Source organism: Janthinobacterium lyxosi (assembly GCF_051380665.1).
In the GTDB taxonomy this organism is placed as follows: domain Bacteria; phylum Pseudomonadota; class Gammaproteobacteria; order Burkholderiales; family Burkholderiaceae_D; genus Janthinobacterium.
Genome location: NZ_JBNYXM010000016.1, coordinates 134,684 through 153,165 on the forward strand (window position 1 = coordinate 134,684; position 18,482 = coordinate 153,165).

Annotated in this window: 13 protein-coding genes; 4 read left to right on the forward strand and 9 right to left on the reverse strand. The window is 62.6% G+C overall.

The genetic code is table 11. The features are described 5' to 3' along the window. The first annotated feature begins 212 nt into the window (after positions 1 to 212). Positions 213 to 4,685 carry a PAS domain-containing protein gene (locus ACQ4WP_RS18340; RefSeq protein ID WP_436523082.1) on the forward strand — a complete coding sequence of 1,491 codons (4,473 nt, stop codon included), beginning with the start codon at positions 213 to 215 and terminating at the stop codon, positions 4,683 to 4,685. Then, the gene (locus ACQ4WP_RS18345; RefSeq protein WP_436523084.1) at positions 4,682 to 5,605 is read left to right on the forward strand and encodes a diguanylate cyclase domain-containing protein; all 924 of its coding nucleotides are present in this window, start codon (positions 4,682 to 4,684) and stop codon (positions 5,603 to 5,605) included. Before ACQ4WP_RS18340 ends, ACQ4WP_RS18345 begins: the two co-directional genes overlap by 4 nt. 10 nt (positions 5,606 to 5,615) lie before the next feature. On the opposite strand, the gene ACQ4WP_RS18350 is transcribed toward ACQ4WP_RS18345, so the two are convergent. From ACQ4WP_RS18350 to ACQ4WP_RS18370, 5 genes are all read right to left on the reverse strand, one after another. Further along, positions 5,616 to 6,071 (reverse strand): MaoC family dehydratase, encoded by a 456-nt coding sequence (locus ACQ4WP_RS18350; protein ID WP_436523086.1) that lies wholly within the window; start codon positions 6,069 to 6,071, stop codon positions 5,616 to 5,618. After that, complete coding sequence (locus tag ACQ4WP_RS18355; RefSeq protein WP_436523088.1) at positions 6,064 to 6,561, reverse strand: MaoC family dehydratase; 498 nt, start codon at positions 6,559 to 6,561, stop codon at positions 6,064 to 6,066. Before ACQ4WP_RS18355 ends, ACQ4WP_RS18350 begins: the two co-directional genes overlap by 8 nt. Continuing rightward, complete coding sequence (locus tag ACQ4WP_RS18360) at positions 6,558 to 7,703, reverse strand: acyl-CoA dehydrogenase family protein (RefSeq protein ID WP_436523090.1); 1,146 nt, start codon at positions 7,701 to 7,703, stop codon at positions 6,558 to 6,560. The genes ACQ4WP_RS18355 and ACQ4WP_RS18360 overlap by 4 nt, the downstream gene beginning before the upstream one ends. Before the next feature lie 16 nt (positions 7,704 to 7,719). Further along, positions 7,720 to 8,910 carry an acyl-CoA dehydrogenase family protein gene (locus ACQ4WP_RS18365; RefSeq protein ID WP_436523092.1) on the reverse strand — a complete coding sequence of 397 codons (1,191 nt, stop codon included), beginning with the start codon at positions 8,908 to 8,910 and terminating at the stop codon, positions 7,720 to 7,722. A gap of 272 nt (positions 8,911 to 9,182) precedes the next feature. Beyond that, a complete protein-coding gene (locus tag ACQ4WP_RS18370) occupies positions 9,183 to 9,800 on the reverse strand; it encodes an FMN-dependent NADH-azoreductase (RefSeq protein ID WP_436523094.1) in 618 nt (205 codons plus the stop codon). A 116-nt stretch (positions 9,801 to 9,916) separates the two neighbouring features. On the opposite strand from ACQ4WP_RS18370, the gene ACQ4WP_RS18375 reads away from it, so the two are divergent. Beyond that, positions 9,917 to 10,858, forward strand: a complete 942-nt coding sequence (locus tag ACQ4WP_RS18375; RefSeq protein WP_436523097.1) for a LysR family transcriptional regulator — start codon at positions 9,917 to 9,919, stop codon at positions 10,856 to 10,858. 17 nt (positions 10,859 to 10,875) lie between these two features. On the opposite strand, the gene ACQ4WP_RS18380 is transcribed toward ACQ4WP_RS18375, so the two are convergent. The 4 genes from ACQ4WP_RS18380 to alaC all read right to left on the reverse strand — a co-directional run bounded on the left by ACQ4WP_RS18380 (position 10,876) and on the right by alaC (position 17,312). Continuing rightward, positions 10,876 to 12,465, reverse strand: a complete 1,590-nt coding sequence (locus tag ACQ4WP_RS18380; RefSeq protein ID WP_436523099.1) for an aspartate:alanine exchanger family transporter — start codon at positions 12,463 to 12,465, stop codon at positions 10,876 to 10,878. A gap of 244 nt (positions 12,466 to 12,709) precedes the next feature. Continuing rightward, positions 12,710 to 13,204, reverse strand: coding sequence for a hypothetical protein (locus ACQ4WP_RS18385; RefSeq protein WP_436523101.1), 495 nt, complete (start codon positions 13,202 to 13,204; stop codon positions 12,710 to 12,712). A gap of 238 nt (positions 13,205 to 13,442) precedes the next feature. After that, a complete protein-coding gene (gene metE / locus ACQ4WP_RS18390; RefSeq protein ID WP_436523103.1) occupies positions 13,443 to 15,731 on the reverse strand; it encodes a 5-methyltetrahydropteroyltriglutamate--homocysteine S-methyltransferase in 2,289 nt (762 codons plus the stop codon). Between the two features lie 363 nt (positions 15,732 to 16,094). Beyond that, on the reverse strand, positions 16,095 to 17,312 hold the full coding sequence (gene alaC, locus ACQ4WP_RS18395; protein WP_436523105.1) for an alanine transaminase: 1,218 nt from the start codon (positions 17,310 to 17,312) through the stop codon (positions 16,095 to 16,097). 307 nt (positions 17,313 to 17,619) lie between these two features. Between alaC and ACQ4WP_RS18400 the strand changes: the two genes are divergently transcribed. After that, complete coding sequence (locus ACQ4WP_RS18400; protein ID WP_436523107.1) at positions 17,620 to 18,303, forward strand: pentapeptide repeat-containing protein; 684 nt, start codon at positions 17,620 to 17,622, stop codon at positions 18,301 to 18,303. The last annotated feature ends 179 nt before the right edge of the window (positions 18,304 to 18,482 follow it).

Genomic DNA, 18,482 nt, shown 5'->3' on the forward strand with positions numbered 1-18,482 from the left:
TGCCATCCGCGCAGCGCGGCGCTGCATTCATATGCCTTGCGCAACCTTTTTTCCATCCCGGAAACTAGACTTGTCAGAGCAATCAATTTCGTCTAGCATCTTTTCATTCAAGGTCAGCCAGCGCCAGCGTGAGCCTGCCTGTCGACTCATCCATTCTGGGAGCTTTCCGGGTGCAAGATTTGCCTTCGATACGCTCAAGAATTTCATGGCTGGTGCTCGCCTGGGTCATTCCGACGGCGCTGGTATTTCTCCTGCTCGTGGCGCAAAGCTACACGCGCGAACGCGACCATGTTGTCAGCGAAACGGCGCAGGCGGCACGGGCAGTCGCCGCCACCGTCGAACGCGACCTGAGCGGCGCCCAGATGGCCGCGCGCATCTTCGCTGCCTCGCCTGCCCTGCAAGCCGACGATATCGGCGCCCTGCGCATCCTGGCCGACAGCCTGTTGCAGCCGGGCCTGGCCGTCAGTGCCTTCATCGTCTCCGACGCCAAGGGACGCCAGCTGCTCAATACGGCCCTGCCCGCCAACCTGGCGCCGCCCCCCTTGCCGCAAAAATGGGCCGCCAGCATGGAGCGCGCGCGCGCGTACGGCAAGCCGCGGCTGACCAGCCTGCTGATGGCGCCGGACGACGTGCCGCGGCTGGCCCTGAACCTGCCCTTGCCTCGCGACAAGGGGGCCGCCCATGTATTGACGGCGCTGTACCCGCCCGACTACCTGCCCGTGCTGCTGCGCGAGCTGCACCTGCCGGCCTACCTGGACGCGGCCATCATCAATGCCGACGGCATCAACGTGGCGCGCACCCTGGCGCCACAGCGCTATGTGGGCCAGCGCAGCGCGGCACCCCTGCTGGAACAGATACGCCAGGCGCGCGAAGGCGTGCTGCGCCATGCCACCCTGGAAGGCCTGGATGTGTATACGGGCTTTCGCCGCGCCCCCGACAACAGCTGGACAGTGGCCATCACCATGCGCACCAGCACGGTGGCCGAAGCCCTGCTGGGCTCGGTAGTCACGGGCTCGGTCATCCTGGCCCTGCTGCTGTGCGCCGGCTTTGCCCTGGCCTGGCGCGTGGGCGGCCGCCTGGCCCGCACCTTGCAGGAACTGACCTTGCAGATACACGCGCTGGCGCAGGCCAAACCCTTGCTTTCGAACAAGCACGCGGACCGCGAATCGGCCGACATGGCCAGCGCCCTGGGGGCGCTGGAACGCGACCTGCGGCGCCACCGCACACAGCTCGAAAGCCTGGTAGCCGAACGCACGCTGTCCCTGGAAAAATCCACGCGCCTGCTGGAAACCGTGTATGCGACGGCGCCCATCGGCATGCTGTTCGTGGGCCTGGACTTACGCATCGTCATGATCAACCACTATCTGGCCGCCATCAACGGGGTTAGCGTGACGCAGCATCTTGGCCGTCCCGTGGGCACCATGCTGTTCGACGACGCCGTGCGCGCGGACGTGGAGCGCTGCGTGCGCCAGGTGATCGAAACGGGCATACCCATCGTCGATATCGAATTGAAAGGCCACAGCGGGCAGCAGCGCGAACAGCTGAGCCACTGGATCGTTTCGTATCACCCGATTTTCGGCCCGGAACAGCAGTTGCTGGGTGTATCGGGCCTGTGGCTGGACGTCAGCGAGCGCAAGCGCAGCGAAGCGGAATTTCGCTGCTCGAAACATCTGTTCGGCACCATCATCGAAAACATCCCGGCCATGGTCTTCGTCAAGCGCGCCGACAAGCTGAGCTTTGAAATGGTCAACCGCCACGCGGAACTGACCCTGGGACGCTCGCGCGAGCAATTGCTGGGCAAGACCGACCACGACTTCTTCCCCCCGCAGCAGGCGGCCGCCTTCGTCAGCGCCGACCGCAAACTGCTGGCCACGGGGCAGATGGTGGAAATCGAACACGAAGCGATCAATACGGCCGACGGCACCACGCGCCACTTCACCACGCGCAAGGTGGTCTTGCGCGACGATGCGGGGCGCGCCAGCCACGTGCTGGGGGTATCGATCGATATCACGGAGCGCAAGCGCGCCGCCGAGGTGCTGCACGCCACCACCCGGCGCCTGGAGCAAAGCGAGCGCTTCATCCGCACCGTCACCGACAACCTGCCCGGCATGGTGTCGTACTGGGACGCCGACTTGCGTTGCCGCTTCGCCAATAAATTCTATAACGAATGGTTCGGCCGCAGCAGCGCCGAGCTGGCCGGCATCCACATGCGCGAATTGCTGGGACAGGAACTGTTCGATGTGTATGCGCCCCATGTCGAGGGTGTGCTGGCGGGCCGGCCGCAAAGCTTCGAGCGCAACCTGCTCAATCCTGCCGGCCAGGTGTGCCACACGTGGACCAATTACATCCCCGATGTCGACGACGGCGGCGGCGTGCGCGGCTTCTTCGTGCTGGCCTCGGACGTCTCCGAACTCAAGCGCACCGAATTGCGCCTGCACGAACTCAACGAGCAGATGGTGCGCGCGCGCGACAAGGCCGAGGCGGCCAGCACCGCGAAGAGCGAATTCGTCGCCAACATGAGCCATGAAATCCGCACGCCGATGAACGCCATCATCGGCCTGGCGCGCCTGCTGGAAGAGTCGCCGCTGGAACGGCGCGAGCGCAGCTATGTCGGCAAGATCCAGATGGCCACGCAGTCGCTGCTCAATATCGTCAATGACGTGCTCGATTTTTCCAAGATCGAAGCGGGACAGATGGTGCTGGAACAGCGCCGCTTCCAGCTCGAACGCATGCTGGACAGCGTCGGCGTGCTGCTGGCCAGCAGCGCCTGGGCGCGCGGCGTGGAGCCCGTATTCGTGCTCGACCCCGGCGTGCCGGACGAACTGATCGGCGATGCCCTGCGCGTGGAACAGATCCTCATCAACCTGGTGGGCAACGCCGTCAAATTCACCTCGCATGGCGAAGTGGTGCTGGCCATCGCCAAGGTGGCCGAGGATGCGACCAGCGCGACCCTGGAGTTTTCCGTGCGCGACACGGGCATCGGCATCGGCGCGGCCGAGCAGGAACGCATCTTCGACGCGTTTTCCCAGGGCGACACCAGCACCAGCCGCAAATACGGCGGCACGGGACTGGGGCTGGCCATCTGCCGGCGCATGGTGGAATTGATGGGAGGCACCCTCAGCGTGAAAAGTGCGCTGGGCAAGGGCGCCGACTTCCGCTTCAGCTGCCGCTTCGACAAGGTGGCGCCGCCGTCCGAGCCGCCGGGCAAGAGCGCACCCAAGGTCCTGTCGCTGCTGATCATCGACGACAACGCCAGCGTGCGCGCCATGCTGGAAGACTGGTGCGCGGCGCAGGGCTGGCACAGCCGCAGCGCCGACAGCGGTGCGGCCGGCCTGGCGCTGCTGCGCACCCACGCCAATGGCGGGCCGGTGGCGGACCTGGTACTGCTCGACGCGGCGATGCCCGGCATGGATGGCATTTCCATGCTCACCGAGGCGCGCGCCGACGCGCTCCTCGCGCTGCCGCCCGTGATCATGCTGGTGGCCGACCAGGATAGCGAAAACCTCGAACGCCTGGCCGACAATCTGATGCTGGCCGGCATCGTCTCGAAACCGGCCACCCCGGCGCGCCTGCTGGCGGCCGTGACGGCCGTGCGCGAAGGCCGCAGCGTCCCTTCCGCGTTGCCCGTTTCCACTCCCCTGTCGGGCTTGCTGGAAGGCATGCGCGTGTTGCTGGTGGAAGACAATGAAATCAACCAGGAAGTGGCGCAGTACATCCTGTTGCACTCGGGCGCGCGCGTGGCCGTGGCCGCCAACGGCCGGCTGGCCGTCGACTTGCTCACCGGCACGCCGCACGCCTGGGACGTGGTGCTGATGGATTTGCAGATGCCCGTCATGAATGGCTATGACGCCACCCTGGCCATCCGCGCGCTGGGTTTGCCGGACCTGCCCATCATCGCCATGACGGCCAATGCCATGGATGAAGACCGCCTGCGCGCCATCGCCAGCGGCATGAATGCGCATGTAGCCAAGCCCATCGATGTCGACGAGATGATCCAGACCCTGACCCGGCTGGTGCCGGCGCCCCAGGGCGACGGCGACAGCGCCGTCCGGGCCGGCCATGCTGTCGCGCCCATGCCGGACGTACCTGCCACGGTGCCCGGCATCGATCTGGCGGCGGCGCTGCAGCGCTTCGGCGGCGACTATGGCGCCTTCCTGGCCCTGCTCAAGCGCTTTGAGAATTCGCAAGGCGACGCCGTCGAGGAAACACGGCGCCTGCTGGCCGCTGGCCAGACGCAGCAGGCGGCGCAAGTGCTGCACCGCGTCTGCGGCGTGGCGGCCAACTTGGGCGCCGCGCATGTCGCAAACCTGGCCGCCGAGACGGAAAAAGCGCTGAAAACGGGGCAATCGCACGCCATGGCCACCTTGCTGGGCCGCCTGGAACACGCGATGGCCGAAGTCGTCGACGCGGCGCGCACCCTGCCCTCGCCCTTGCGGCGCGGGCAGCCGGCGCAGGCCGCGCCCGGCAGCGCACCGCTCGACCTGCGCGCCGGCCTGGCCGAGCTGCTCGTCTTGATCCGCAACAATAACCTGAAGGCGCTGGCGCAATTCCACGCCCTGCACCCCGCCCTGCAACAGTCAGACCGGGAAGCGGCCCTGGCGATGGCAAACGCGATCGAGACATTGAATTTTTCCGAGACGGAAAAACTCGTGCTCGATCAGCTGAAACGAGAGGAAAACAAGTGAACTGGACCAACCTTGCCATGAACGGGCGCATCCTCATCGTCGATGACGCCATGGAAAACATCCAGATCCTGCACCAGCTGCTGCGCGAGGAACACGACGTGCTGTTCGCCCTGAGCGGTGTGAAAGCGCTGGAAATTGCGCATAATCAACTGCCGGACCTGATCCTGCTCGACGCCGTCATGCCCGGCATGGATGGCTACGCCGTGTGCAGCGCGCTGCGCCAATCGGCCATCCTGTGCGCCATTCCCGTCATTTTCGTCACGGCCCTGAACCAGCCCGAAGACGAGACGCGGGCGCTGGAAGCGGGCGCCGTCGATTTCATCACGAAGCCGTTCAACGCGGCCGTCGTGCGGGCCCGCGTGCGCAGCCAGCTGACCATCAAGCGGCAAGCCGACGCCATGCGCGAACTGTCGCTGACGGACTCGCTGACGGGCGTGGCCAACCGGCGCAGCTTCAACGACACCATGGACAGCGAATGGCGACGCTGCGCGCGCGACGGCGTGCCGATGGCCCTCATCATGGCCGATATCGACTACTTCAAGGATTACAACGATACCTATGGCCACCAGGCGGGCGACCTGTGCCTGCAGCAGGTGAGCGCCGCCCTGCGCCGCTGCGCCGTGCGCCCGCCCGACCTGCTGGCGCGCTACGGCGGCGAGGAATTCATCATCCTGCTGCCGCAGGAAACGCGTGACGGCGCCGAAGTGGTGGCCCAGCGCGTCCTCGAGGAAGTGCGCGCCCTGGAAATTCCCCACGCCAGATCGGGCGTCGGCCCGCACGTCACCGTCAGCCTGGGCATGGCCAGCATCATGCCCACCGAAGGCATGGACCCCACCGCCCTGATCCGCGCCGCCGACGCCCTGCTGTACCGCGCCAAGCAGACGGGACGGGACAGGTATTGCGCGTCGGAGGGGGAATGAGATTGATTATTTACGGATAACACCGCATCAAGAACTCCGCCACGCACACGGGTTTCGTATCACCCTCGCGCTCCATGGTCACGGCCCAGTTCACTTGCGCCCCTTCCGGCAGATCGTCGACGGAAAGAATATCGAGCCGCGCACGCAATCTGCTGCCGACGGGCACGGGCGCGGGAAAGCGCACCTTGTTCAAGCCATAGTTGATGGCCATGCGGATGCCGGCCATGTGCAAGGTGCCCGCAAGCATCGCAGGCAGCAACGATAAGGTCAGGAAACCGTGCGCCACGGTGCAGCCATACGGCGACTCGCGCGCGCAGCGCTCGGCGTCCACATGAATCCACTGATGGTCGTCCGTGGCGTCGGCAAAGGTGTCGATGCGCTGCTGGGTAATGGTGAGCCAGTCGGAGACGGCCACGTGCTGTCCCGCCAATGCCTGGAAGCCGGCGATGCCGGCGATGTCACGCACGGGACGGCTCCCCTTGTTCCACCGGGCGGCGGCCGAACATGCCCATGCCCTCCACCGTCGTCACCACTTCGCCATGCTGGTTGCGCACGCTCCACACGGAAATGACGATGCCGCGGTCCGGTTTCGACGTGGACGGGCGCACTTCCTTGACCTGGTAGGTCAGCTGCAGGGTGTCGCCGGCGCGCACGGGTTTGAGCCAGCGGATGCTGTCCAGGCCGGGCGAGCCCATGCTGGACGAGTGCTTGAGCAGATTGTCCACCACCAGGCGCATCATCATGCCGCAGGTATGCCAGCCGCTGGCGATGACGCCCTTGAAGATGGTTTTTTCCGCGGCCGCATGGTCGACGTGGAACGGTTGCGGGTCGAAATCCGTGGCGAAGGCGATGATTTCCTGCTCCGTCACGTGGCGCTGGCCCAGGTCGATTTCCAGGCCTTGCGTAAAGTCTTCGAAATACCAGTGCTTGGGTTTGATTTCCGTCAATGCGGTCATGCGGTCTCCGTCGGCAAAAAGCCCGGCTGGGCGATAAAGCGCTCGATATGGTGGTCCACGTCGCCCAAGGTCAGGGCGATCATGCTCAAGCGTTTGAAATGGTGGGCGGCAGGCAATTCATCGGTGACGCCCATGCCGCCATGCAATTGCACGGATTGCTGGCCGACAAAGGTGGCGGCCAGTCCCACCCGCGCCTTGGCGGCGGACACCGTCCGGCGGCGCTCCGCCACGTCTGCGCTATCGACCTTGGCGGCGGCCAGCATGGCCATCGACCGGGCTTGCTCCAGGTGAATGAACATGTCGGCCATGCGGTGCTGCAAGGCCTGGAATTTGCCGATCGGCGCGCCGAACTGCTGGCGCGTCTTCAGGTACTCGAGGGTGGCGGCAAAGATCGCGTCCATGGCGCCCACGGCTTCCGCGCACAGCAAGGCAGCGCCATAGTCGAGCGCAGCATCGAGCACGGGCCAGCCCTGCCCCGCCTGGCCCACCAGCGCGTCGTGCCCCAGCACCACTTGCACGAGGGTCACGGTGGCGGCGCGCTGGCCATCGATGGTGCGGTAGTCGCGCACGGAAACGCCGGGCGCATCACTCGGTACGAGGAACAGCGAGATGCCATCCGTGTCATCCTGGCCGCCGCTGCTGCGCGCCGAGACGATCAGCGCGCCCACCTGCGCGCCATGGATGACGACGGTTTTCTCGCCATCGAGCACGAAACCGTCGCCGCTGGCCGTGGCACTCGTGGCGATGTCGTGCATATCGTGGCGCGACTGACGCTCGCCCAGCGCGCAAGCCAGTTTCAGGCTGCCGCTGGCGACCTGTTCCAGCATGGCATCGTGGCCGCCGGCCAGAGTCAGAAAGCGCGCCCCCAGCATGGTGGCCAGGTAGGGTTCGACCACCAGGCCACGGCCCAGTTCCTGCATCACCAGCAGCATGTCCACGGCCGTGCCGTCGAAGCCGCCCGCGCCGGCCGGCAGCGGCAAGGCCGTCATGCCCAGCTCGGCCAGGGTGGCCCAGGCAGCGCTTGAGACGCCCGTGGTCGAGTGAACGATGCTCTGGCGCGTCTCGAAGCGGTAATCCTTGTCGACCCAGCGCCTGAGCGCGTCGGCAAATTGCTGCTGTTCCTGATTAAAATGGAAGTCCATGTCGTCTCCTTCTGGCTTACAGGCCCAGGATCATCTGCGTGATGATGTTTTTCTGGATTTCATTCGAGCCGCCATAGATCGATGTCTTGCGGTAATTGAAGTAATACGCGGCCAGCGGCGCGGCCAGGTCGTCGCCGCCACTGCTGTGCGGCGCGCTGCCGTCAAGGAATTCAGGGTCGAAGGGCAAGGCTTGCGGGCCGATGGCTTCGACCATCAGTTCCGTCAGCTGCTGCTGCAGCTCCGAGCCGCGCACCTTCAGCATCGAGGCCTGCGGTCCCGGCCCCTTGCCTTCTTCGCTGATGACGCGCAAGACCGTCATTTCCAGCGCCATCAATTCGATTTCCAGGTGGGCCACCTTGGCCGCAAAGGCGGGATCGTGCAGCAGCGGCGCGCCGCGCTTGCTCTGCTGCATGGCCAGCTGCTTGAGGAAAGTCAGCTCGCGCTTCGAGCGGCCCACGGCGGCGATGCCCGTGCGCTCGTGGCCCAGCAGGTATTTGGCGTAGGTCCAACCCTTGTTTTCCTGGCCCACCAGGTTGCTGACGGGCACGCGCACGTTGTCAAAAAAGACTTCGTTCACTTCATGTTCTTCATCGAGCATGATGATGGGACGCACGGTGATGCCCGGCGTTTTCATGTCGATCAGCAAGAAACTGATGCCTTCCTGCTTGCGCACCTTGCTATCCGTGCGCACCAGGCAAAAGATCATGTCCGCGTGCTGGCCCAGGGTGGTCCAGGTTTTCTGGCCATTCACGATGTAATGGTCGCCGTCGCGCTCGGCCGTGGTTTTCAGGGAAGCGAGGTCGGAACCGGCGCCCGGCTCCGAATAACCCTGGCACCACCAGTCGTCGCAGTTCAGGATGCGCGGCAGATAATAGGCTTTTTGCTCGGCATTGGCGAAGGCCATGATGACGGGCGCCACCATGTTGATGCCGAAAGGCAGGATCGGCGGCGTGGCGGCGCGTGCGCACTCATCTTCCCAGATATGGCGCTGCACGGCCGTCCAGCCCGTGCCGCCGTATTCGACGGGCCAGGCCGGCGCGGCCCAGCCTTGCTGCGCGACAATCTTGTGCCAGCGCACGTAATCATCCTTGGCCAGGCGCAGATGCTGGCGCACCTTGCGCTGCAAGTCCGCCGGCAAATGAGTGTCGAGAAAGGCGCGCACCGTGTCGCGGAACGCCGTCTCCTCGGTCGTGTAATGCAGGTCCATGTCTGTCTCCTTGTTCTTATCGGTTGCCGTGATGACTGCACGCAAGGAAGCTCAGCGCACAAAAAAGCACGACCGTTCTCAAGGATTGTACAACAGAATGAGAGTAGCGCCAGGCCTTTTACAAAGGCCGGCGCGGCAAGTGGAGGTAACTGGAATTGGCCGGAATTGGCCCGCTGCCGTCGTCGGCAACCTTCGCCTGAGCGCAACACCTGGCAAGCGCGTTTGCTGACAAGCACAGCCTCCCCACCCTTGGCTGGCTGCCGCGTCGATCGTCAAACGTTCGCGGCGCGTCCGAGATCCGCGCCGAGTTTCTCCACAAAGCGTTCCATGGTTTCCTCGCCTAAATCGACCGCTTTGGCCCCACCACCGGCAACGAAGGTCACGTCGCTGATACCCATTACGCCAAGTACGAGGCGCAGATATTGGGTGGCGATGTCGCGATGCTGGATGGGCGACCCCTCGGTATAGACGCCACCCGATGCGATCAGTACGCTTGCCTTCTTGCCAGTCACCAGGCCGCGTCCATCGAAGCCCAGCGTCAATCCCTTGCGAACGACATGGTCGATCCATGCCTTGAGCACTGCCGGAACATTATAGTTATAGACCGGCGTTGCAATGACAATGTGATCGGCGGCCAGCAATTCCGCAACGAGTTCGTCCGAGAGCCGTAACTCGTTCGCCATCTCGGGAGAATGCTGTTGCGCAGGGGTGAAGTAGGCTTGCAACCAGGCAGCGTTGACAAACTGAAGTCCGGCATCCATGAGGTCGCGTTCGATCACTTCGCCATCCGGGTGCGCGGCACGCCAGTCCAGCACGAAACGACGCGTCATGCTGCGCGACACGGAGTGTTTGCCACGAGGGCTGGTCTCGATTACCAATAGCTTAGTCATATCATCATCCTTAAAAATGCACCGCGGGAAGTGCCTGAAGCAAGCTTGTCGATCAGGCTGCTTATGTGCCTACAATATATCGCCGCGAATATATTTCTAATAGAGATTAAAATGTGATGCTATCCATCGATAATTGTGATGGAGTACACCATGGAGTAACTATTTTGATTGGAAGTCTGACGCTCGATCAGTTACGGGTTCTGGTGACGATCGCCGATACGGGAAGCTTTTCTGCCGCAGGTCGAAAACTTGGTCGCGTGCAATCGGCCATCAGCCAGGCCATTGCGACGCTGGAGGATGTGCAAGGTGTGCTGCTGTTTGACCGCAGTGGCCACCGCCCGAGCCTGACCGAGACTGGCAGGGTACTCGTTGAGCAGGCGCGACTGGTCTTGGCAAGCGCTGCCCGCTTCGAGGGAGTGGCAATGGGTACGCGCTCGGGCCTGGAACCGGAGCTTGTCATTGCGATCGATCCTCTGGTGCCGACGGCGCCCTTGATCGAAAGCCTGTCCGCACTAAGCCGGACGTTTCCCAATCTGCCCGTCAGCTTTTCAACAGAAGGCCTGGGCGGTTCGCTGCGGCGCCTGAGAAATGACCCGGCCGCCATCGGGATCTGCTTGCTGCTGCCGTCTATTCCAGACGACATTGCCGCCTATCCACTGCTGCGTGTCGGCATGCAGGCTGTGGTGGCGCCAGGGCATCCACTTGCTGCGTTAGGACGTCCGGCGACGCAGACCGATCTGGAGCCGCATGTCCAGCTGGTGCTGTCAGACCCCGTCAATCCCGGCAGTGAAAACTTTGGGATTGCAAGTGGGAAACTTTGGCGCTTCGCGGATCTCGGCCGGCGCCTGGACTTCCTGCTCGGCGGTTTCGGTTGGTGCCGCATGCCAGACCATCTCGTACTGCCCTTCATCGCAGCTGGGAGCCTGGTTGCCATTCATATCGAGCATGATCCAACACCCCGCGAGGGGCTGACGATTTATGCGGCGCACCAGCGTGGCCGCGCGCTCGGACCTGCAGGGCGATGGTTGCTGGGCGACCTCACACGGCGTCTGTCTTGAAACGCTCCTTGCCGCAATCAGCCGTACAAATGCAGCAGCACCTGCACGGCAACGATTTTGACGATGGTCATGCTGGGGAAAATCATGGCGTAGCCCAGGTTAGGACGATCCGACTTGGCCAGGCGGTTGGCGAACACCAGTACGGCCGGGTTGCCCGTGGCGCCGGCCGCAATGCCCAGCAATTCGGGAAACGGCAGGCGCAGGAAGACTTTGCCCAGGATCACGACGAGCGCCACCACCACCAGCACCGTCACGGCGCCAAGCGCCAGCATGGGCAAGCCATCGGCGCCCACTTGCTGCACGAAGGGCAAGCCGGATGCCATGCCGACGGAGGCGAGGAAAATCGTCAAGCCATAGTTGCGCATGACCAGGTTGGCCGACAAGGGCAAGCGCCAGCTGATCTTGCCCACGCGGCCCAGACGCCCCAGGATCAGCGCCATCACCAGCGGGCCGCCCGCCAGGCCCAGGCTGAACGAGCCTATCCACGGCAAGGGGATAGGCACCAGTCCCAGCAGCACGCCCAGCACCATGCCCATGCCCAGCGAGACATAGCTGAACTCGGCCGTGGCCGTGATGGAATTGCCGAACAGCTTGCGCACGTCGGCCGCGTGTTTCGCTGGCGCAATGGCCATCACACGGTCACCAAACTCCAGGGTAAGAAACGGATGGGGCAAAATCATGGCGTCGCCGCGGCGTATGAACGCGATCTGCAGGGGGAAGTCTTTCGCCAGGTTCAGCTCGCTCAGGGGCACGCCGACGATTTCCGCGTCCGACACGAACACTTCCGTGCCGTCGAACGCACTGCGATCCTTCATCAAGCGGCCCGGGTCCAGGTGGCCCAGCGCCGTGCGCGCCGCTTCCACGCCCGCCACCGTGCCCGACACCATCAAGGCGTCGCCCACGCCGAGCACCAGGCCAGGGTCCGGCAAGCGGTTCTGGTGGCCCTGGCGCACGCCGATCACTTGCACGCCCGCCAGCGGGCCATCGGCCAGTTCGGACAGGGTCGCGCCCGCCAATTTCGCTTCATCGATGGTAATTTCGGAAACGACGATAGGCGCGGGGGGCGGCGTCAGCACGGGTTTTAATATGCGCCCGGCCAGGTACAGGCCCAGCATGGGGCCGACGACGCCGAACGGATACGCGACGGCATAGCCGACGGCCGCGTCGCCATTGCCGTGCGACGCTTCCAGCGCCGCCTGCAGGGCCGCCGTGCTGGTCATGGCGCCGGCAAACACGCCGCTGGCCATGCGCAGGGAAATATCGATCCATTGCCCGCCCCATACAGACACGGCCAAGCCGCCCATGACAGCGGCAAAGGCGATCAGGTTGTGTTTCTGCCCCGCGCCGCGCAAGCCGGCGAAAAACTGCACGCCATACTGCACGCCTATGCCATACAGAAACAACAGCAGACCGATGGAGCCGACCATCGGCGGCGGCACGGCTCCGGGGGCGAAGGCGCCCAGCGCCAGCCCCGCGAACAGCACGCCGCCTACACCCAGCGAAAAGCCGAACACGCTGATGCGCCCCAGCGCATATCCGGCGCCGATGACGAGAAACAGGGCCAGGATGGGCGTGGACTCCAGCGTGTGGCGAAATAATTGAAGCATAAGGCAACCTTGATCTGGAGAAGGCCCAGTTTAGCATGCACAAAAGCAACACGATGGCGATGATGACAAGCAAGCGTGCGCAGGTTTATGCGGCAAAAACGGGCAAAAAAAAGCCCGCTACGGGAGCGGGCTGAATCTAATTCCTGTGAGGAAGTAGAGGAGACAGGTGCAATGATGCCGCGTTGCAGCATAACAATCCAATTGCATGTTGTGATGATAGAAATATGCTTTATCAATATCTGACCTAAGACGTTCCAAAAATGATGAGTTTTCGATGCGATCTTTGTTCGCGCGTCACCAGCACGCGGGCTTGCTCTACGGTTACGCAAGTCTGCAGCGCAAATCCCGGTGGCACGGTCTCCGCATCTCGCGCGATGAGTTGCGGATCATTGATCACGTCATAGTCTGCACGCTTGAAAAACAATTGCTCGATACCAGCGTCTCCCGCTGGCAGCGGCTTCACGACGATGAGCGACCAGCGGCCTTCATCACCCAGAAATTGCTTTTGCTTCAGGAACGCGTTAACGCGATCGGCATGAGGCGCCGGGTCACTCAGCTCGCTCTGATAAAGACCCAGCGGGCACAGCGCCGTGCCGGCCGGCCACCCTATATCAGGCAACGCTGCGACTGTGACCGGACGCAATTGGGCCAGATGGCGGTCGAGTGGGTGCTTTTCCGCCGAGCAGGCGCCGAGCACCATCAACGCGAGCATCCCGGCGGCGCGAAACAGTGGAATCATCAGCTGGTTTCCTTCTTGAGGGTAGGACTACGTGAAGGTATGTTAAGCGATAAGCCTATGCTAACGGCCAAAAAAAAGCCCGCTACGGGAGCGGGCTGAATCTATTTCCTTGGAGGAAGTAGAGGAGACGAATGAATGATGCCGCATCGCAGCATCATTATCCAATTGCATGTTGTGATGACAGAAATACGATTGTTCTATATCTCAGCCATAGCGGCCTCCCCTGCCCCTGCCAGCCTCAGGCTGCGTTGTCGCCGCGCAAGGTTTTTGCTGCCGCCACCATATTGGCCAGCGCAGCAATGACTTCTTTCCAGCCGCGCGTCTTCAGGCCGCAATCGGGGTTGACCCACAGGCGCTGCGCGGGAATGCGCTCGGCCGCCTTGCGCATCAGTTTGACCATCTGTTCCTGACTCGGAATGTTGGGCGAGTGGATATCGTAGACGCCAGGGCCGATTTCATTCGGATAGTTAAAATCATCGAAGGCGTCGAGCAATTCCATGTCGGAACGCGAGGTTTCAATCGTGATGACGTCCGCATCCATGTCGGCGATCTGCGCGATGATGTCGTTGAATGCCGAATAGCACATGTGCGTGTGGATTTGCGTTTCGTCAGCCACGCCATTGGCCGTGATGCGGAACGATTCGACGGCCCAGCGCAGGTATTCGGCCCATTGCGACTTGCGCAGTGGCAAGCCTTCACGCAGCGCCGCCTCGTCGATCTGGATCACGCGGATGCCAGCCTGCTCCAGGTCCTGCACTTCGGCGCGCATGGCCAGCGCCAGCTGGTAGCACGACACGGAACGGGGCTGGTCGTCGCGCACGAAGGACCAGTTCAGGATGGTGACGGGCCCCGTCAGCATGCCTTTCATCGGCTTGTCCGTCAGCGACTGGGCGTAGGTGCTCCACTCGACCGCCATGGCACGGGGGCGGCTGATGTCGCCGAACAAAATAGGCGGCTTCACGCAGCGCGAACCGTACGATTGCACCCAGCCGAACTGGCTGAAGGCATAGCCGTCGAGTTGCTCGCCGAAATATTCCACCATGTCATTGCGTTCCGCTTCGCCGTGCACGAACACGTCCAGGCCCAGGGTTTCCTGTTCTTTCACGCAATGGGCGATTTCCGCCTGCATCAGCTTTTTATAGCTGGTTTCGTCCAGCTGGCCGCTGCGGAACTGGCTGCGGGCCTGGCGGATTTGCGCCGTCTGCGGGAAGGAACCGATGGTTGTCGTCGGATACAGCGGCAGTTGCAGCAGCGCAGCTTGCTTGGCGGCACGCTCGGCATAGCCGCTGGCGCGCTGGCCCAAAGCCGCATCGATGCGCGCCACGGCTGCTTTCACTTCCGGATTGTGCACGCGCGGCGACTGGCGGCGCGCTTGCACGGCGACATGGTTGGCATCGAGCGCCGCTTGCACGGAGGCGCGGCCATGGTTCAGGGCGCCGGCGATGGTGTGCACTTCATCGAGCTTTTGACGGGCAAAGGCCAGCCAGGAACAGATATCGGCATCGAGCTTTTGTTCGCTGTTCAGGTCGACAGGCACGTGCAACAAGGAACACGACGGCGCGATCCACAGGCGCGACTGCAGGCTGGCGTGCACGGGTTCCAGCCATGCCAGCACGTCATTCAAGTCCGTCTTCCAGATATTGCGGCCATTCACCACGCCCAGCGACAAGACGCTGGTGGCGGGCAATCGCGCGATGACGTGCCCCACCTCATCGCGGGCATGCACGGCGTCGAGGTGCAAGCCTTGCACAGGCAGCTTGCACGCCAGCGCCAGGTTGCCTTGCAGCTTACCGAAATACGTGGCCAGCAGCAATTTGACGTCCTTGACTTTGCTCAAGGCAGCGTAGGCGGTGAGCAGCGCCTGCTGCCAGGTGCTGTCGAGTTCCGTGACGAGAATCGGCTCATCGATCTGCACCCACTCAACGCCTTGCGCGGCCAATTCCTGCAGCAATTGCACATAGACAGGCAGCAAGCCTTGCAGCAGCGCCAGCTTGTCGGAATCGTCCTTGGCCTTGCCCAGCCACAAGTAAGTGACAGGACCGATCAGCACGGGTTTGGCTTTCACACCCAACTGGCAGGCTTGCGCCAGTTGCTGCAACAGGCGGCTGCTGTCGAGTTTGAATTGCATGTCGGCAGCAAATTCCGGCACGATGTAATGATAATTCGTGTCGAACCATTTCGTCATTTCACCGGCATGCACGCAGCTACAATCGCTGTCACTGGCCGAGCGGCCACGGGCCACGCGGAAATAGTTATCGAGCGCCGCGCCGCTCAAGCCGCGCACGCGCTGTGGCAAATTGCCAAGCGTAAAGCTCAGGTCCAGCACCTGGTCATAAAAGGAAAAGTCGCCGACGGGCGCCAGGTCCAGCGCATTCTGGTCTTGCCAGTGGCGCTGGCGCAATTCGGCGCCGTGGCCTTCCAGCGCGTCCGGGCTGCTTTGGCCCTTCCAGTAATCTTCCAGGGCGAATTTCAGTTCGCGTTTGGCGCCGATGCGCGGGTAGCCCAAATTGTGTGTCGTGACGGTCATGGTGGTAATGCCTCCTAGTGAAGTATGGAGTCATCATAGAGGCTTCCATCCATGAAAAATAATGGTAAAACTTCATACATCCATTATTAATATTCATGTGAATGCATGCTCGAACGCATACACCTGCCGTTCTGCGCGAACTCGACCGCCTCGTTCGCCGAGCGTGCCGGCCGGAATCCAGAGCCAAAACGACGGGCAAAAAAAGCCCGCTGCGGGAGCGGGCTGAATCTATTTCCTTGGAGGAGATAGAGGAGACAAATGAATGATGCCGCGTTGCAGCATATAAAACCACTTTATATTCGTGATGTCAGAAATACGCGGCAGTGATATTAGGGGCAACAGATCATTCCATGTGGCAACTATTTATACTGCCGCCTCCGCTTTCCCGTCGCCAGAACGCAACATATTCTTGATGCCGCGTAATGCTTGCCGCACCCTGGCTTCGTTTTCGATCAGGGCGAAGCGCACGTATTCATCGCCGTATTCGCCAAAACCGATGCCGGGCGAGACGCTCACCTTGGCTTTTTGCAACAGCAGCTTGGCAAACTCCAGCGAACCCAGGTGGCGATACGCTTCCGGGATATGCGCCCAGATATACATCGAGGCCTTCGGTTTTTCCACCATCCAGCCCACTTCATGCAAACCTTTCACCAGCACGTCGCGGCGGCGCTGGTACTGAGCGCAAATCTCCGTCACGCAGCTTTGGTCGCCTTCCAGCGCCGCGATGGCCGCCACTTGCACGGGCGTAAAACTGCCGTAGTCGTGGTAACTCTTGATACGCGCCAGGGCCGCCACCAGTTCCGCATTGCCCACCATGAAGCCGATGCGCCAGCCTGCCATATTGTAGCTTTTCGACATGGTGAAAAACTCGACGGCCACGTCGCGCGCACCGGGCACTTGCATGATCGAAGGCGCTTTCCAGCCATCGAAGGTGATGTCGGCATACGCCAGATCATGCACCACCAAAATATTGTGCTGCTTCGCCAGCGCCACGACTCTTTCAAAGAATTCCAGCTCCACGCACTGCGCGGTGGGGTTGGACGGAAAACCCAGCACCATCATCTTTGGTTTCGGGTAGCTTTCGCGGATGGCACGTTCCAGCTCGGCAAAGAAATCCACGCCCGGCCCCATGCGCACGGAACGGATATCGGCGCCGGCGATCACGGCGCCCCAGATGTGGATGGGGTAGCTGGGGTTGGGCACCAGTACCGTGTCGCCACGGTCGAGTGTCGCCAGCATCAAATGCGCCAGGCCCTCTTTCGAACCGATGGTGACGATGGCTTCGCTGTCCGGGTCGATATCGACTTCGTAACGCTTCTTGTACCAGTGTGCAATCGCGCGGCGCAGCCGCGGAATACCTTTTGACGCGGAATAGCCGTGCGTGTCGGGGCGTTTCACCGTCTCGACCAGCTTGTCCACGATATGGGCCGGCGTGGCGCCATCGGGATTGCCCATCGACATGTCGATGATGTCCTCGCCACGGCGGCGCGCGGCCATCTTGAGCTCGGCGGTGATATTGAAAACGTAGGGGGGAAGGCGATTGATGCGCGAAAAGCTGCGCGGAGCTTGGCTGTCGGTCATGGTATCTCTTTACGTAAGCGCCCGGATCCGTCCGAGCGACGTAGGCACAATGAGTGCGCCTGCAACGATACTAACCGGGTTTATCCACCACTGGCAAGGGTGCTGTAGAGCCGTTACAATGCAGGCTGATCGAAAATGAGCGCACCGGTTGGTAACCCGGTAAGTGCCCGGCACCGTCCGGCATGCTCCCGCCCACACGGACCCACGGCGCTGACCTTTGGCTGTTACACCAGCCGGGGAGGTGTTCTGGTTCGTGCATCTTTCCGCCGCGCCATCCCTCCCCGGCTTCACTTTAGGAATTAGACGGATGGCAACACACGACACCGCCGTAACCGGCATGACCCTGGACCGCGCCGGCATGGAGCAGCAGCTGGCCCTGCCAGTGCACCACTTCATCGATTGCGCCTTCGACGGCGAAGACTTGTCGCGCCTCGATTTGCAGGGCTGCACCTTCGAGCGCTGCACCTTTGCCGAAACCAGCTTGTTCGCCAGCAAGCTGGCGCGCAGCACCTGGCGCCGCTGCCGAGCCGGCAGCGCCGATTTCGAATCCGTGGACGCCGTCGACGCCACGTTCGAAGGCTGCGACCTGAACAACACGAAATGGCGGCGCGCCAAGCTGGCCTCGGTTACCTACCGGGGCTGCAAGCTGACGGGCGCGTCTTTCGAGGAAGTGGCGCACCTGGGCCTCACCTTCGAAGACAGCCTGTTGGTGGGCGCCGACCTGCGCGGCTTCTCGTTCCGCAAGGCGATATTAAAACAGCTGGATTTTTCCGACGCCTACCTGGCCGGCTGCGACTTCCGCGACGCCGTCTTCGAAGGCGGCAGCTTGCGCAATGCCACCATCAAACTGGCGAAGTTCCAGGGCGCGGACTTGCGCGGCGCCGATATCGACGGTTTTAAATTGAGCGAAGCGGCGCTGCTGAAGGGCGCCGTCATCACGCATGCGCAGGCAGCCAATTTCATGCGCGCGCTAGATCTGGTGGTAATTTAAGAAAAAGCAGGATCGGGTAGGAGGCGGGGTTGCCCCCGCCGTCCTCCCACAACACCGGACGTCGGATCACGTATCCGGCGTTTCCTGACTACTGGGTTGCCCCAGCGAGCTTGGTTTCGTGCGTCGTGTCGCCTGTCGGTCTGCAAGCACCTCGGTTACGGCAAAGACTTCCGGTCTCG

Excerpts from the sequence above, each read along its gene's own strand:
- ACQ4WP_RS18355 (WP_436523088.1), bottom strand. The coding sequence starts at position 6,561 with ATGACCGCATTGACGGAAATCAAACCCAAGCACTGGTATTTCGAAGAC.
- ACQ4WP_RS18360 (WP_436523090.1), bottom strand. The coding sequence starts at position 7,703 with ATGGACTTCCATTTTAATCAGGAACAGCAGCAATTTGCCGACGCGCTC.
- ACQ4WP_RS18365 (WP_436523092.1), bottom strand. The coding sequence starts at position 8,910 with ATGGACCTGCATTACACGACCGAGGAGACGGCGTTCCGCGACACGGTG.
- ACQ4WP_RS18370 (WP_436523094.1), bottom strand. The coding sequence starts at position 9,800 with ATGACTAAGCTATTGGTAATCGAGACCAGCCCTCGTGGCAAACACTCC.
- ACQ4WP_RS18375 (WP_436523097.1), top strand. The coding sequence starts at position 9,917 with ATGCTATCCATCGATAATTGTGATGGAGTACACCATGGAGTAACTATT.
- ACQ4WP_RS18380 (WP_436523099.1), bottom strand. The coding sequence starts at position 12,465 with ATGCTTCAATTATTTCGCCACACGCTGGAGTCCACGCCCATCCTGGCC.
- ACQ4WP_RS18385 (WP_436523101.1), bottom strand. The coding sequence starts at position 13,204 with ATGATTCCACTGTTTCGCGCCGCCGGGATGCTCGCGTTGATGGTGCTC.
- metE (WP_436523103.1), bottom strand. The coding sequence starts at position 15,731 with ATGACCGTCACGACACACAATTTGGGCTACCCGCGCATCGGCGCCAAA.
- alaC (WP_436523105.1), bottom strand. The coding sequence starts at position 17,312 with ATGACCGACAGCCAAGCTCCGCGCAGCTTTTCGCGCATCAATCGCCTT.
- ACQ4WP_RS18400 (WP_436523107.1), top strand. The coding sequence starts at position 17,620 with ATGGCAACACACGACACCGCCGTAACCGGCATGACCCTGGACCGCGCC.